This window comes from Enterococcus sp. DIV2402, from assembly GCF_017426705.2.
Taxonomy (GTDB): Bacteria; Bacillota; Bacilli; order Lactobacillales; family Enterococcaceae; genus Enterococcus_F; species Enterococcus_F lowellii.
The window spans coordinates 250,816-269,241 of record NZ_CP147251.1 but is presented as its reverse complement, the minus strand read 5'-3'; the positions used below and the strand labels follow the sequence as shown (position 1 = coordinate 269,241).

Below are 18,426 nucleotides of genomic sequence, written 5' to 3'. Positions count from 1 at the left end.
AATGCTTTTTATGTTGGATTTTTTGAAGGAAATAAATGATTGACACAAGTTTCAATATTTTGTAAATCAACATTTGTTAAAGAAGGATAGACATACATGATTGGCGTATTCGTTACAACTTCAAAAACAGTCGTAGTACTAATAATTAGTTGAGCATCCTGGTAATCCGAAACAAAAAGAACATTGTATTGTGACAAGAAATAATTAATGCGCTTTTCCATAAATGTTTTGTGTAAAGAAAATGATTCTGAGTGAATAAATAATTTGACGGTTGGATTAAACATTGTTGGATCAATAATCGCTGTACAAGACAAAAAGGAAGTTAATTTATGATAATCAGAATTTTTAAAGCGTGTTGCTTTTTTTGTGAGTTTTTCCCAAAATAGCTCAAATTGCTGATGGTACATAGGAAAATCGTCGTTAAAACTACCGAAATTTTGCAATCCTAGAATACTCAACAATAAGCTGTTGAGTATAAACATTGAGTGAAACTGAATTTGTTGATCTAAATTGGTAGCCAACAACGTCTTTTCTTGAGAAGTCAGTGGACGCAAGTATTTTTCAAAGGTTGTTAACCAAATATCAATATCTTTTTTAAAGATTCGTGTTTCTTTTTTCTCAATAAAAGAATTAGGCGCACCAATATTTAATGAATATAAACTCAATGTAAAAAATTGCCAATCTTCTTCAGACCAATCTGTTAAAAAGGTTGGTTTTTTAGTGAATTGGTAAAACGAATGGTATTGCATTGAGGGTTCTTCTAAGCTAACAGAACCATAATGTTTAGCAGTTTGTTCAAATATTAAAGTCATTAAACCTAATGTTTGCAATTTATTTTGGCTAACCTCGATGTTTAAATGAGCAAGAATTTTTTTCGTTTTTTTGAGGTATTTGTCTGTATTTGGAAACCAAGTCAATCGATCCAAACGTCGATGCACCATAAAAAAATAATATTGATAATTTGAGCGAATTTTGCTGATCGGTCCTAACAAAATCATTTTATCAGAAAGTGAAATTCGTAGTTGACGTTTTGCTAAAATACGATTTAAGCGTTTTAAGTAGCGAGCAAGTGTTGATTTAGAAATAAAATGCTGTTCACAAAAATCCAGCGTGGAAACTTCTTTATGTAGGAGTAAGGCTTGGTATATTTTATAACTTAAATCATTCATGAAAAAGTCTTCAACTAGTAGTTGGATATTGATATCTTTGCGTAGTAATTGAATGCCGTGACGTGTACTAATAATGAGTTTCGCTTCTTCTTCTGTATAGAGTTTTTCAAAATCTTGCTGTAACTCTAAACAAGTCAGTCGAACCGTATTTACACTGATATTCCCCAATCGTTCAGTTAATTGTTGGGTAGAAAGATAGGTGGCTTCGTTGCTTAGAATTTCAATAATTTTAATTTTTAAGAAAAGTTTTGAGTTTAATTTATCCATAATTTCTTCTTTAGTCATCCTAATAAAAAAGAATACTAAATATTCTTCCACCTCCATGTCAGTGTTCCTCATTCTTCTATTTATTTTATCAAGGGAAGTAGCGTTTGATAATGTCACAAACATAAAAACAGTTATTGGAAAACTGAAGTTTCTATTTAAAACTGAACTCGCTATTCTTAGAGTGATATTTACTATTTAAAAATTAGTGAAAATACCAAGTTCGTTATCATTTTCAGTTTTTATTTGCACGGTGCTATTTGTATCAACAATTGATAAATAGTAATCGTTTTTTTCATGTAAAGAGCTGTTTTAAGTAAGGATATTTGGTTGTAGAAGATATGTAGAAATATAGGAGTGAAGTGGAAGATGAAGAATAAAAGTGTACAAAAAGTTTCCGTGTTGCTTATGTTGGTTGTACTACTCATTCAAAGTGTAATGACACCTATTTTGGCAATTGCTGATACAGATAGTTTGCAAGTCGAAAATAAGATTTTGCTGAATAAACTAGAAGTGGAAACAAAGGATGAGCAAGAAGTAGCGACAGTTTCTCTAGAAACCGAAGTGACAAATAAAACAGATGAAGAACAGACTTATTTAGTTGAAGCAAACTTATCAGTTGAATTGTCATCTAGTACGTCACCATTACCAACAGGTGTAATTGTTAAAGTCAATCAAAAAAAGATTGAAGTGATTGTAGAACCAGCAACGACAGCAAAAGTCCCGTTAAAACTTAGTGTTGCCAAAACTGCTACTAACCAAGAGTTGATTGTTACAACAGATAACGGCAATCAGCAAAAGAACATAAAAATACCACAAATAATAGTAGCAGAAAGCACGACCGAAACGACTACTGTAGAAGAAACAAGTAGTGAAGCCGAAGCGGATCCTGAACCTGAATCTGAGAAAGAAACCGCAACTACTGTAGAGGAAACACAAGAAGTCAGTCAATCGACTGTTGAAAGCATGAGTGAAAAAACTGAAACGGTTGATTCAACTACTACAGAAGAAACAATATCTACAGAAACTACTGAATCAACAACAATAGAATCAGAGAATGAGACAACACCCAGTGAAGTAGATTTTTCTGAGTCAGTCAGCGATACGTCTGCAGAAGCCACAACTGAATCATCAATCAAAGAAACAACTGAGTCTTCGACAGAAAAGAAAACGACGAAATCAGCCGCTAAAGTTGGTCCCCAGGCTGATGAAGATGAGCCAGTACGGACAGAACCAAAAGAATTGTCTGATGATGAAATCACACTTAAAGATTTTATTCTAACTGACAGCCAAGGAAATCCACCATCTGCGGATCATCCGTTAGACCCGTATAGTGAAGCAGGTGTAAAAATTGCATTTGATTGGAAACTAGAAGAAGGCGATTTACGTGATGTAATTGCTGGTGATACCTACAACTTCCAGTTACCTGAAGCTTTATTTAAAATATTAGACATCAATGCTGCCCCAGGTTCAATTGTTTTTGAAGGAAATTTGGGTGATTATGGTGAATACGTGATTACTGCTGAAGGTCAAGTGACTTTTACATTTAATGAGCGAGCAGCCACAGAGAATATTGTTGAAGGGAAAGTTGAAATCTTTTCATTTATTGATGTAACGAAAATTGAAGAAGGTTCCTCACTAGAATTTGACAATCCTTTTAGCGAATCGAACGAAGAAAAAATCGTGATTTATTTCAAACCTTCTGGAGGAACAGCACTTTCTAAGGAAGGAAAATTAGATAGTAAATTCCAACCTAAGTCAGTTACTTGGAATGTAGATATCAATACTTCAATGGATAAACTAGTAGCACCGACGATTACTGATAATATTCCCGCTGATTTAGCCCTAGTTCCTGACTCTATTGTCATTTATCCTGTTAAAGTGGATGTAGCGACTGGAAAAGTTCTTCCTGGATCAGAAGGAACACCTTTAGCGTCTGATGCGTATACAATTGTTAAAAATAGTGACAATGAATTAGAAATCAAATTTAATGAATTGTCTGGCGATGCTGCTTATCAAGCGTATCGAATAACTTATAAGACTGATGTAAAAAATAACGATTTTGAAGATGATCCAGAGAACCCTCGTGTTTGGGAAAATGAAGTGACGTTATCTGATGATGGTAAAGATGTCAGTGATTCTGCTTCTGTTACACCTAAATATGGCAAACTATTAAATAAAACACGAACTAATTATAATCCTGCGACACAAACCATGACTTGGCAAATCGAATACAATACAGGCATGAAAAAAATTGGAGCGGGTCAAGGTGTTTTCACTGATACTTGGAATCAACCAATGATTTTTGATAAAGATGCTGTGCGTGTTTATGAAGCATCGGTTAATTCAGAAGATGGAACAGTCACAAAAGGTTCTCCAATTACCTCAGGATATACCATTACTGAACAAGAAACTTCTGGAGAAACTACAGGAGGTTTCACTCTAACCTTTGATGGAGAAATTGATGGAACCACGTATATCATTGAGTATGAAACAACCTTGGACAAGCAAATTGATGGGAATGACGTTTCTTTAGAAAACACTGTTGCTGCAGATGGTTATTCTGAAAGTAACAGTGGCGGAACATTTGAACAACAAGGTGTTATCAAAACAGGAACGCCAAATTATGAGAACAAAACGATTGCTTGGTCGATTGGCTTGAATAATAATAAGTATGAGATGCATCATTTGATTGTTCATGATACCTTTCCTGAAGGTTTGTCATTAGTTGATGACAGTCTTGAATTAAGAGTCCAAGGATCAGAGACACTTTTAATTGAAGGTACCGACTATGAATTTGAGAAAACACCAAATGATGAAGGGTTTACTCTGACCTTTATTGGCGATTATGCCGTGACAGAGGAAGCCTTTACGTTGACGTATGTGACGAATTTTGAACGTCAAGAAGATAAAACAACACGTTTCCCTAATCATGTCAAAATTGATTGGGAAGATTCTCAAGAAAACAAGCATTCAAATGAAACCGAAACCCCCGGTCTACCAGAAAACCATGAATTTACTGGAAATAATGGGGATAAAGAAGGAACCTATAACCCACAAGAAAAAACGATTGACTGGGTTATTAATACTAACTACGAAAGCAAGGATATTCATGGTTCTTACGTAATTGAAGACGTTTTGCCTGGGAATCAAGAATTAGTTTCAGATAGTGTTAAAGCGCATGTGTATCAAATTGATCCTAGTACAGGTGCGATTACAATTACAGAAGAATTAACAAGTGGGTTTACGGTAGATACGTCAGACCCAACCAAAATCCGAGTGACGTTTGATGACTCAACCAAAGCAAAGAAAACATTAGGCATAACCTTCCAAACAAAATTTAAAGATGACAAAGTAGTTGATGCGACAGTCAAAAACACGGCATCAGTTATAGTAGATGGCAACAAAGCCTATGAGTTAGAAAAAGAGGTTATTGTACGTAACGGAAATGAATTTGGGGTTAAAGAAGGAAAACAAATTGAAGGCACCAATCGCCTAGCTTGGAAAATCGAATTGAATCCTAATGGGTCAACCATTAGTGATTATAAGTTAGTGGATACTATTTCTGGTGAAGATGCGCCTGAGGATAGTGATAGTATGCTTTTAGCAGACACCATTAAAGTCTATAAAGCAAGCTTATCTGCAACTGGTGATGTGGAAAAAGGAGAACTTGCAGATTCAAGTGAGTACACTCTTGAAATCAATAATAGTGCAAAGCAATTTACGCTATCGTTCAATGATGTTATTGACCAACCGTATATTTTAGAATATGAAACAATGATTGATGCGACAGGTGCATTTGCAGAAGTCAGTAATAAATATGAAATTACAGGAAATGCAGGGGAGCTTACAGATGGAGGTTCTTCTTCTGCAGAAGGTGTCCGAATTTCTGGTTCAAAAGGTACAGGTAAAGGTAAACGTGGCGATTTGAAAATTATTAAAAAAGGTGAAAATCAAGCCTTAGATTCTACAAATGCCACGCAAGGTATATTTGAATTATGGGATTCACGTGGACGTACGCAATTAATGACCGAGTCTTTAAATGCAGAGGGTGAATTAATTTTCCCTAATTTAGTGGCAGGTACGTATCGAATTGTGGAACGTAAAGCACCTGGTGGCTATGCGATTGATCCTAAATATGCTGATCGTGGACCAGGAACAGGAAAAGGTTTTTCAACCTATTTGAATCTTGATAGTAACCATAAAACGACGCCATTAGCGTTTGAAGTTGAAGATCCACGGTTTAAAGTAGAGTTAAGAAAAGAAGATAAAAATGGTAATTTAATTGGTAATCAAACAAATTTTGCAACCTTCAAATTATTTAAAGGTGAAGCACCTGATGGAGTTGAAGTAACCGAAAATGCGCCTTATGAAGCAAAAGATGGGCGCTTAACCCTTGAACTTAAAGAACCAGGCAACTATTACGTTATTGAAGAGCAAGCAGTTGAGGGCTACATTCGTAATACAGCACCGATTTCGTTTGAAGTAAAAGAGAATGCGAACGGCACTCAAACACTTATCGATCCAGTCAAGATTGTTAATTATCAAGGATCAGTGACTTGGAAAAAGGTTAATGAAAATAATCAGGGAATAGCCGGGGCAGTTTTTGAATTAGTCAATGCTGCTGATGATACAGTTATTCCTGCTAAAGAAGCTACCTCAACGGCCTCTGGTGAAGTGAAAATCGAAGGAATTGCTCCAGGAACGTATTATTTAAGAGAGAAAAAAGCCGCACCAGACTATATTCTTAATCCTACTAAATCAGCGAATTTTACAATTGACCCTACAAAAGAAGAGGGTGCAGTAGATGTTGACTTAAACGAAGATGAGGATCCGTTAGTCAATTATCGTCGTAAAGCATTTATGGAAAAAGTCTATACTAGTACGGAACCAACATCTGGTGCAAAATTTGTTATTAAAAATGTAGCCACTGGACAATATTATAGTAGTGAGAACGCAACTACTGGTGTTATTACTTGGGGAAACAAAGCGAATGCACAGCGGTTTGAAGAAGAAAACAATAAAGTAATAAGTCCAGCTTTAGGTGCAGGAAATTACGAATTTGAAGAGGTAGAAGTAGCAGGTGGATTAGATGGGTATATTTTAAACTCACAAAATGTAGCATTTACAATCACAGGTGAACAAACTGAGGGAACAGCGACAGTACCACAAGCTGATTATGATACCCAAGAAACGATGATTAACTATCAAGCAAACTTTACTTTAACTAAAGTTTTTGAATCTAACGATGTAACTGATAAGAGTGGCTATACATTTGATTTGTATCGGGGGTCTACTCGAATTCAAACAGGATTAGTAACTGATAGTGATGGAGAAATTACGATTCCACATTTAGGTGCCGGCAGTTATGAACTACGAGAAACTGGTGGTCCAGCTGAGTCAACATATTTACGTAATACGACGCCATTAACGTTTACAGTTTCTTCGACAGCCAATGATAACGAGACTAGCAAATTAGAGCTATCAAAATCTTTTACAAATTATCGTGGTAAGATACGTGTAATTAAAGAATTTGAAGATGGTTCAATTACTAATATTAATAAAACGGCAACGTTCCGTTTGCAGAATGCTGATGGGAATTATTATGACGGAATAGATAGTAATGGATTAGCGATGTTCAATCCAACTGGTTCAATATTTACAACTAATGCTGCAACTGGAATTTACATCTTTGAAGGACTAGTTGATGGAGAGTATCAATTAGAAGAAGTGTCTTCTGCAGATGGATATATTCGAATGACAAGTAGTATGACAATTACTATTCAAGAAGGATATCCGGGTTCAAATGCTACAGTAGAACAGCGTGTAACGAACCATAAAGGTAAAGCTGTTCTGAAAAAAGTTGATGACGATGGAAATCCGATTTCTTTATCAGGTTCAAATGCTGAATTTATTGTTTATGATAGAACAGATTTAATGAAAAAACCGGTTGGTAATGTAACGTTTAGAAATACCAATGAAGTATTCGTTACTGGCTTAGACGCTGGAAAAACGTATATTATCGAAGAAAAAACACCACCTAAAAATCACATTCGTACAGATGTAACTTATGAATTTACGATTCCATTCGAAACCCCAGATGGAACTGTCGAAGTAACTCAAGGGATTAGAAGCGATCGAAGTGCTCCTGCTGTTTCTGAAGACATGGTTTTAACGAATTATCAAGGATCAGCGACTTTAATCAAACAAGACAAAGACGGCAATCAAATTCCTTTAGAGGATGGAGATGCAACGTTTAAAGTCGTAAAAGATGGCGATACAGCAGAAACGCCTCAAGGAACGGTAACCATCAAAGACGGGAAAGTTCATGTGACGGGATTAGGATCAGGAACCTATCGCTTTGTTGAAACAAGTGCACCAGAAGGTTATTTGATTAATACTGCTGGTTCAGCAACTTTTACTATTGGAGACATTGAAAATGAGCATGAACAAGTTTTTCCAGACGAACTTGAATTGAAAAACTACAAAGGTTCAGTTAGTTTTACAAAACAAAATGGTAGCAATGAAGGCATTGAAGGGGCGGAGTTTGCATTCTATCGAAATGGAGAAGACACGCCAATTAAAGAAGCTTTAACAACCGATGAAAATGGTCATATTTTAGTTGATGAGTTAGCGCCAGGTGATTATTATTTTGTAGAAACAAAACCTGCACCAGGTTATCAATTAAATGCCACAAAAGTTCCAGTTACAATTGATGGGGCAGCAAATGGTGAGCCGGTAGCTAAAATAGCTAGTTTGACTAATGAGTTAACTCGAATTACCTTCACGAAATACGGTGAGGCAAAACAAGGCTTAGACAAAACGGCTGTTGATGGTGCAATCTTCATTCTTTCTAGAGACAAGGGTGGTTCAACCGAGTACTATACTGGGCCGAATAATCGGGTAGATATAGATGCCGATTGGACAACAGTGAAAGCTGATGCTGTGCTATTTACATCAGGCAGCAATGGTCAAGTAACTATCAATGGTTTGCGCCCAGATTCATATACAATTGAAGAAACGTCTGCACCAGTAAGATTTGAAGAAATTGATGAAGAAAATTGGCATGCATTGACTTTTGAAATTGATGCTGATGGAAATGCATCATTTGCGTCAGGTTCTGAAATCACTAATATTCGAGAAACAACTGAGTTTGAAGTGACGAAAGTATGGAATGATCAAGAAAACGCCTTTAATACACGTCCTGAAAGTATTCGATTAACTTTACAACGACAAGTTGGAGATAATCCAGCAGTAAACGTTCCTGGCGTAGACCCAGTAGATGTCACACCAGAAACAGTAAACGGTGAAGAAGTGTGGACACATACGTTTAAAGACCTCGTAAAATACGATGAAGCAAACAATGCCTATACATTTAGTGTGGTAGAAACGAAAGTAGCCAATTATGAAACACCGCAGTACTCTGATGAAGGAAAAACGGTAACCAACGTTTTAGAATTGACAGATGTATCTGGTGAAAAAGTTTGGAATGATGGAAATAATTCACAGCAGTCACGCCCGACAACACCAGTCACGCCCGACAACACCAGTCACAATTGAGTTATTAGGTAATGGCGATCCTGTGTTAAAAAATGGCAGCCCAGTGACTGCAACACTTGAAGCAAACAATACGTATAAATTTGAGAACTTACCAAAATTTGATTCATCGGGTAATCTTATTCGCTATACAGTACGAGATTCGATTGCTGGATATACAAGTAGTAGCAATATAGACGGTACAGAATTAACCAATACGCTAGATTCGACATCTATTACAGTGACCAAAGTTTGGAAAGGCGATGCAGCAGTTGCCTCAATGACACGTCCTGAAAGTATTCAATTACAATTGTACAGTCGTGAGAAAAATAGTTCAGCTCCATTTGTAGCTGTGACACCAGCAAACATTCAAACTATTTCAGGTTCTACAGCTGAGTGGTCATATACTTTTGGAGGTCTTGCAAAATACCGAAACATCGAGGATGAACTTGTTGAATTGGAATATGCAGTCAAAGAAGTAGCGTCTGAAAGCCTAAATGGTTATGAAGTAAGCTATGAAGAAGACGATTTAGAGTTTGCATTAAATGGACAAGAAATTACGAATACATTAAAAACAACAGATGTGCCAGTCGCAAAACGATGGGCGGGAGAACCAGCAGATTATAATGATCGACCAGCTTCGGTTACGTTTGTTTTAGATCGCTATGTAGCTGGACAAACAGAAGTGGATGGGCAAGCAATCGCATCGCATCAACTAACAGGTAATGATTGGGAGTATAGCTTTACTGGATTACCAACGTATGATAAGAATGGTAACGCGTATAGCTATCAAGTACGTGAAACAGATTTAAATGATGGCTACACACCAAGTGGACCGATCGTAGAAAATGGTACGCAAGTGATTACCAATACATTTGTTCCAGATACAGCAATTTCAGTGACGAAAGACTGGCAAGATACCTCAGATGAAAGCATTCGACCAGAAAGTATTGTTGTTATCCTTTCTCGTTATACAACTGATGCCAACAATCCGGTGGAACTTACTAGAGCAACACTAAATGCAGATAATGATTGGACAACACTTTTTGATGATTTACCAAAATATAATAGTGACAATGAGAGATACACGTATCTTATCGAGGAAGTAGCTGTTTTTGGCTACACTTCTCAAGCAGCTATCACTACTGAAACAGGGAAACATGTGACTATTACCAATACACTAGACACAGTAAATATCCCAGTCAAAAAAGTATGGGATGATCACGGATTTACTGTCGAACATCAAAATAGTGTCCGGTTCACCTTAACTCGCCAAACAGAAGCTGGCGAGACAGACCCAAGTTTTGTTTCACGTACACTAACGCTTGATTTGACAACAAATTGGCAGGGGGCATGGAATGGTTTAGCAAAAGTTGATAAAGAGGGCAATCCATTCATGTATACTGTGACAGAAGTAGAAACTGATATTCCAGCAGGTTATACTGCCAGTGCGCCGGTATCTGTTGATGCAGATGAGGTTGTTGAAGCTGAACCATTGACTATTACGAACACGCTAGATCCAACTGATATTACGATTACAAAAGTGTGGGAAGATCATAGCAATGCGTTTAATACACGACCAACGGCAATTACGTTTAATTTGATGAAAAACATTGGTACAACCGAGGAACCGAATCTTATTCCAGTAGTGAAAAACGATAATTCATTGACACAAGCAGATGCGACACTTGACGACTTTGCTACAGATGAATGGACGTACACCTTTACTGGTTTACCTAAATATGAAGACGGCAAAGAAATTCAATACACAGTCGTTGAAACAAATACACCAAAAAATTATGAAAGTTCAGTAACAGGTACAACCCTTACGAACACTCTACCAACTGTCGCTATTGCAGGTACAAAAAACTGGCAAGATGACGATGATAAATATACGACACGACCAGCGTTAGCAGCTATTAATGCCATTGATGTTACCTTGTATGTGAAAGGTGAAGAAATCCCTGTTCAAAAAGGCGGTCAAGATGTAACGACGAAACTTGTTGCAACAGAGGAAGAACCGAATGGGCACTATTCATTTACTGACTTACCAAAATTGGATGCGGACGGTAATGAAATTACGTATATCGTCAAAGATAGTGTCAAAGGATACGTGAGCAGTAGCAATGATGGTGCAACTGAACTAACAAATACGTTGGAAACACCAGTTGAAATCAAGGGTCAAAAAACTTGGATGGGATCAAATAACACGCCAATTACAGATGCGGACTTTTTACCAGCAGAACTCACGATTTATTTAACTCGTAAAGTCAAAGATTCAACAGATGACTTTGTTAAGTTAGCAGAGACAGAGCAAAAAATCACTGCAGCAAACGATTGGGAATATTCATTTGATAACCAACCGCAATACAATCAAGCCAATGAAGAATATGAATATTTAGTACGAGAAGAAGTTCCAAATGGCTACACATTTACGCCAGATCCAGCAAATAGAACCTTAACGAACAAGTTGCAGACAACGAAAGTGACAGCAACGAAAGTCTGGGAAGATTCTGGTGAGGAAAATAGCCGCCCAGATGAAATCACCTTTAAATTGTATCGTTCAGTTGAAGGCGGACAACCAGAAGAAGTTGAGACCAGATCATTAACGAGAGCCAATAAACTATTACTCTCAGATAACTGGCAAATTGAATTTACCGACTTACCAACTCACAATCGAGAAGGTAAAAAATATACCTATACAGTAGATGAGTCTGATAAACCAGACTGGTATACGAAAGATATCCAGCAAGAAGACAATGAGGTGACAATCACCAATACTGTCTTAAAACCTGGAGAAGTAGCGGTTGAAAAAGTATGGAACGATTTAGATGATACAAGTAGTCGTCCAAGTGAAATTACCGTTCATTTATATCGTAGTATTGAAGGTACGCCTTTTTCAACCGAAGCTTATCAGACGCAGATCTTAAAAGCAGAAGATTTCGATGAGAACGCGCGGACATGGAGTTATGTGTTTAAAGAGCTGCCGACACAAGATAAAAATGGTGAACCATATATTTATCAAGTAACTGAAGAGGCAGTAACTGGCTACACGACAACTCTGGAAAATGAAGGTCAAACGAAAACAATCACTAACACTTTAAACAGTGTAGAAATACAAGGAACCAAAGATTGGGAAGATGCACAAAATATGAGTGCACGTCCTGCTCAAGTAACGATTGAACTTTATCGTAAACTTGTGACAGAGGAGGATTTCCCAGAAGAAGCGTTGCGTAGTCAACCGATTACGGCACCGTGGATGTATGACTTTGGTAAATTAGCAGCTACCGATTCAAACGGTACGGCTTATGAATACAAGGTTGCAGAAGTCCCTGTAGCAGGATACGAAACAAGTATTACAGGTTCGACAGTTACCAATACGTTAGACACAACTTCTGTGGAAGCAACCAAAATTTGGGAGGACAACGATAATTCATTTGGTACACGCCCAGACGAAGTAACCTTCCAATTAATGCGTCGTACAGCTTCAGGATTAGTTCCTGTTCAAAAAGTTACTGAATCAAACGGTGAGTTAGTGTCAGAAACAATTACCAAAACGTTAACCGAGGATGACGTAGATGATGAGGATGACAACAAATGGGTAGTCGCATTTACTGATTTACCGAAAGTTGACAATCAAGGAACAATCATTGAATATGTGGTTCAAGAAATGCCAACGGAGACCGATAAACCACTTCTTGGCTATACAACAACGTATAGCGATGATCATCTAACAGTTATGAACACACTGGATTTAACACATGAAGTGGAAGTAACGAAGGAATGGCAGGACCATCAGAATGAAGCGAATACCCGTCCAGAATCAATTACCTTTGAACTGAAACGGAATGGTAGTCCGGCATTAGATACTCAAGGGGAACCAATTACAGCGACTGTTACTGGGGAAATGACAGCTGACACATGGCGTCATATCTTTACTGGTTTATCAAAATATGATGGTAATGGGACTGAGTTCACGTATATCGTAACAGAAAAAGCTATTAACGGATACACGCGTACAGATGATGGCACAGGATTAACCGTGGTCAATGGGTTGATTACGGATCAAAAACTGTCTGTCAAAAAAGTGTGGCAAGGTGATGAAGACCACAAACAAGCAACGCGACCAACTAGCATTCATGTCCAACTCTTCCGTCAACTGGATGATGAATTGAAATTAGTGACCGATGCAGGTGTCATCAATGAATTAACTCTTAATGAAGCAAATGAGTGGACCGGTGAATTCACTGGTTTACCGCAATATCAGCAAGGTGATTCAACGAAACCATTTGTGTATGTTGCTAGAGAAATGGCAGCAGATGAATTAGCTGGTTATACACCAACCTATGCATTTGATGAGGAAGAAAATCAATATGTTGTAACCAATACGTTACAAACAACGAAAGAAATTTCAGTGAAGAAAGTTTGGGAAGACGCAACAGACAAGACAAGTCGCCCAGATAAAATAACCTTTGAAGTGGTCCCTTATATTGATGGTCAAGAAGACATGAGTTTCACTAACCGCAAACAAATTGAAGTGACAGGAACGACAGATACCGATGAATGGACAGCTGAAATTACTAGCTTACCAACCCATAATAAAGATGGCAAAGAATATACGTATGGTGTGAGAGAAATTGATGTACCACACGGTTATCGTGATGTTTCATCCGCTGGTTTGACGACTACGATTACCAATGAATTAATTCCACAAGATGCGATTTCTGTCAGAAAAATTTGGGAAAATAAAAATGATGGCAATACGGAACAAATTCAACCAGACATTACTGTTCAGTTATATCGTCATATTGATGGAGAAATGGAAGAATTAGTTAATACAACGACCTTAACAGCAGACAAATTAAGCCATCTATTCACAGGTTTAGCTAAACAAAACAAAAATGGGAATACGTATATTTATACAGTCAAAGAAGTGGTTCCAGATGGTTATGATGCCGTAATTGATGTGGCAGAATTAGGAACACAAGTGGACATTACGAATACGTTGAAAACCACGGATGTCACTATTGAAAAAATTTGGGAAGACACTTCAGACAGAAGTATTCGTCCAGATTATATTGACTTTACGTTATATCGTTACACCACCGATGAAGACGAACGTCAAGAAGTTCAAGTAAATAGTGAAACAACACTAACAGCTAACGGCTGGCGTACGACATTCACAGGTTTAGCACTTAAAGATGCTTCTGGTGCAGATTATACGTATACTGTGGAAGAAGCAAATGTGAATGGGTATCAAGATCCAATAATTACTACTGAGAAAAGTAGTGAGGGTCAAAAAGTAACGATTACCAATAGATTAGAAATCACGCAAGTTCATGCGATGAAGGTGTGGTCAGATAATGACAATGCATTAAACACGCATCCAACAAGTATTACATTGAACTTAATGCGTCACGTTGGTGATGAATTAGAACCAGTAACGCGACTAGTTGCGGGCGGTGAAGAGTTAGTGACAGCTATTGTCGAACCAGATAGCGAGGATAACTGGTCACATTCGTTCACAGGTTTACCGAAATTTGACCAAATGGGTGAACCAATCGTTTATACCGTTGAAGAAGTACCTGTAAATGGATATCAAACAACTTATACAGATGAGACGGATGAGCAAACCGGTGAAGTGACGACAACGATTACGAATACTTTCCAACCAGTTACATTAACTGGTTGGAAAATTTGGAATGACCATGATAATGTCTGGGGAACGCGCCCAGACGGTATTCAACTTAACCTTTACCGTCATACAGCAAGTGATACAGAACCAAAATTAGTAACAGCAACAATTACCACTAAGAACCAAAATTGGGAATACACATTTGATAATTTACCAGCATATAATCAAGTATCTGAGAAATATATTTACACGATTGAAGAAGAAGTCGTACCAGGTTATGAACGAACAAATTCTGAAGTAGCTTGGCAAATTGGTACAGAACCTGTGTTAACGGTAGAAAATACGTTGATGACACCAATTAGTCTGTCGGGTACGAAGTCTTGGATTGGCGATGAATCATTTGCAACTGTTCGTCCAACTACCGTAACAATTGAATTGTTACGTGATGGTCAGCCAGCATTAGATACAAATGGTGAACCAATTACGACAACAACTGATTCGCAAGGCAAGTATTACTTTACAGGGCTACCAGCATTTGAAAAAGCAAATACCAACAAACCGTTTGAATATTCAGTTCGTGAGATTACACCAGCTGGTTATCAAGCACATTTAGATGATGTTGTTGCGGATGAAGACAATGCTACGAAATTGATTCAAAATATCGAAAATGAATTACAAACAACAAAAATTGATGTGAAGAAAGTTTGGGTAGATGATACAGACAATAGTAGTCGTCAATCGGTCACTTTTGAAGTAGTCCCAATGATTGATGGCGAAGTGGATGAAGCCTTTACCAATCATCCAACCGTAACTTTAAATCCAGATGATGCTGGTTTCTTTAGCCAAAATACGTGGACGGGTGAAATTACTGGTTTACCAATGTATAACAGCGAAGGAAAACTTTATGAATATACGATTCGTGAAGTAAATGTTCCAAATGGTTATGAAGCAACGGTAACTGATAACCGAACCATTACCAATACATTGCTTGAAAAAGGCGATATTCTTGTTGAAAAAATTTGGAAAGATGAACAAGATACGAGTGTTCGTCCAGCAAGTATTACGTTCAATTTATATCGTCAAGTTCAAGGCAAGCCAGAAACAAAAACACTATTCAAAGAAGCGGTGAGCTTGGAACCTAGTCCATCAGAAACTTCCGGCAGTCGTTGGACTTATAAATTTGAAGGATTAGCAGATAAGAATAAAGATGGGGAAGCCTATGTTTATTCTGTCGAAGAGCATGAAGTAGCCGGCTATACGACAGAAGTGGATAATTCTGACGCACAAACCAAAGTCATCACTAATGAATTAAAAGCAACCGATGTTACAATCAAAAAAGTTTGGGAAGATGCACATGATCAAAGTATTCGTCCAACAAGTATTACATTCAACTTGTACCGCGAAATAAAAGATCAACCAGAAACCAAAGTGCTCTTTAGAGAAAACGTGACCTTCACGCCGTTAGATAAAACATCTGCGACCTGGGAAATGAAGCTGGTTAATCTAGCTGCCAATGATTCAACAGGCAAAGAGTTTATTTATACGGTGGAAGAACACGCCGTGTCAGGTTATACATCAACGACAGAAGCTACCACTATGACGAACTCGTTGCAGACAACTAGCTTATCGATTGAGAAAAAATGGCGTGATCAAGACAATCAATTTGGATTGCGACCAGAAAGTATTCATCTACAAGTGATGAAAGTCAAAGATGGTACACTTGTTCCGGCAGAAAGAAGCGTTGTTAGAGATGGTGAAGTTATGACTGAAACTATTGAAGCGACTGTGGATGAAGACGATGAATGGACCTATACTTTTGCTAATTTACCAGGAGTAGATACAACTGGTGAAACCATCTCGTATCGTGTTATTGAAAGCCCAGTTGCTGGGTATGACACCATATATAGTGATGATGACTTAACTATTACGAACACGCTGCAAACAACCACACTTGAAGGTGATAAAATTTGGGATGATTTGGACAATCAGTATGAGCTGCGTCCAGAAGAAGTGACAGTCTATGTAACCCGAAATGGCGAACGCTGGACAGATGTCCCAGCTCAAACATTGTCTGAGGACAATTGGCATTATCATTTTGCAGACTTACCAACAATTGATGCGCAAGGGAAACCTTATGTGTATGCTGTTGTCGAAGAGCCTGTCGCAGATTATACTGCGGAAATGCGAGATGGAGAGCTGATTAATCATCTAAACACGATGAAAGTAATTGTAACAAAAGAATGGATCGATGAGAAAAACCAAGCAAACAAACGTCCAGATACTGTAACAGTGAAACTGTATGCCAACGATGTGTTCATAAAAGATTTAGTTCTGACTGGCGAAGACTGGCAGGCTGTCACGACAGTACCTGCAACATTCAAAGGTCAAAAAGTCATCTATTCTATTGAAGAAATACCAGTAGAGGGGTATGATTCCGAAGTATCCGGCAGTGCAAGTAGCGGATTTACAGTAACCAATACTTACCAGCCAACAGAACCAGAAGAATCAACAACCGAAAGCACAAGTACAAGTGAAACTGACTCAAGCAGTACGCCAGAAACAGAAAGTACAAGTACGAGCGAAACCGACTCAAGCAGTACAACAGAAACGGAAAGTACAAGCGAGACTGACTCAAGTAATACGCCAGAAACGGAAAGTACAAGTACAAGCGAAACCGAATCAAGCAGTACGTCAGAAACGGAAAGTACAAGTACAAGCGAAACCGACTCAAGTAGTACACCAGAAACGGAAAGCACAAGTACAAGTGAAACCGAATCAAGCAGTACAACAGAAACGGAAAGTACAAGCGAGACTGACTCAAGTAGTACACCAGAAACGGAAAGCACAAGTACAAGCGAGACCGACTCAAGTAGTACGCCAGAAACGGAAAGCACAAGCGAAACCGACTCAAGTAATACGCCAGAAACGGAAAGTACAAGTACAAGCGAAACCGAATCAAGCAGTACGTCAGAAACGGAAAGTACAAGTACAAGCGAAACCGACTCAAGTAGTACACCAGAAACGGAAAGCACAAGTACAAGCGAGACTGACTCAAGTAGTACACCAGAAACGGAAAGCACAAGTACAAGCGAGACTGACTCAAGTAGTACACCAGAAACAGAAAGTACAAGTACAAGCGAAACCAACTCAAGTAGTACGCCAGAAACGGAAAGCACAAGTACAAGCGAGACTGACTCAAGTAGTACACCAGAAACGGAAAGTACAAGCGAAACTGACTCAAGCAGTACGCCAGAAACGGAAAGTCCAAGCGAAACCGACTCAAGCAGTACACCAGAAACTGAAAGTACAAGCGAGACTGACTCAAGCAGTACACCAGAAACTGAAAGTACAAGCGAGACTGACTCAAGCAGTACAACAGAAACAGATAGTTCAAGCGCAACTACTGGCACAACATCTAATGGGAAACCAGGGACGTCAAATTCTCCTAATACTAATAACAAAACAGATAATTCCAATCAATCAGGTTATCTGCCACAAACAGGAGAAGTTCAATCATGGCTACTGTTCATTGTTGGTATGGGACTTATCGGTAGTGCGGTAACACTAGGTCTAAAACGCAGAAAAAAATAAAAAACTTTCTACTACTTTTTCGTAACTAAATAGTTTAGTTAATGAATAGTGGTAAAAAGAAAGTGAAAAATAGTAAAGGCTCTAAGAAATTGTCCCTATTTCTTAGAGCCTTTTTGGTAGTCTAATTATTTGAATTTTATTTAAAATAAACCAATCTATATCATTAATATTTAATGAAAAGAACCGATAGATACTTTGAATCAAAGACTAACAAATGGAATATCAATTGCA

3 protein-coding genes are annotated in these 18,426 nt (G+C 37.9%); 2 read left to right on the top strand and 1 reads right to left on the bottom strand.

All coding sequences use genetic code 11. The features are described 5' to 3' along the window. Nucleotides 1–8: 8 nt before the first annotated feature. Nucleotides 9–1,493, bottom strand: coding sequence for a helix-turn-helix domain-containing protein (locus DOK78_RS01225; protein WP_207941482.1), 1,485 nt, complete (start codon nt 1,491–1,493; stop codon nt 9–11). A gap of 309 nt (nt 1,494–1,802) precedes the next feature. On the opposite strand from DOK78_RS01225, the gene DOK78_RS01220 reads away from it, so the two are divergent. Together DOK78_RS01220 and DOK78_RS01215 are read left to right on the top strand one after the other, a co-directional pair. After that, complete coding sequence (locus DOK78_RS01220; RefSeq protein ID WP_207941481.1) at nt 1,803–8,993, top strand: SpaA isopeptide-forming pilin-related protein; 7,191 nt, start codon at nt 1,803–1,805, stop codon at nt 8,991–8,993. After that, complete coding sequence (locus DOK78_RS01215; protein ID WP_339076327.1) at nt 8,923–18,195, top strand: Cna B-type domain-containing protein; 9,273 nt, start codon at nt 8,923–8,925, stop codon at nt 18,193–18,195. Before DOK78_RS01220 ends, DOK78_RS01215 begins: the two co-directional genes overlap by 71 nt. Nucleotides 18,196–18,426: the final 231 nt, after the last annotated feature.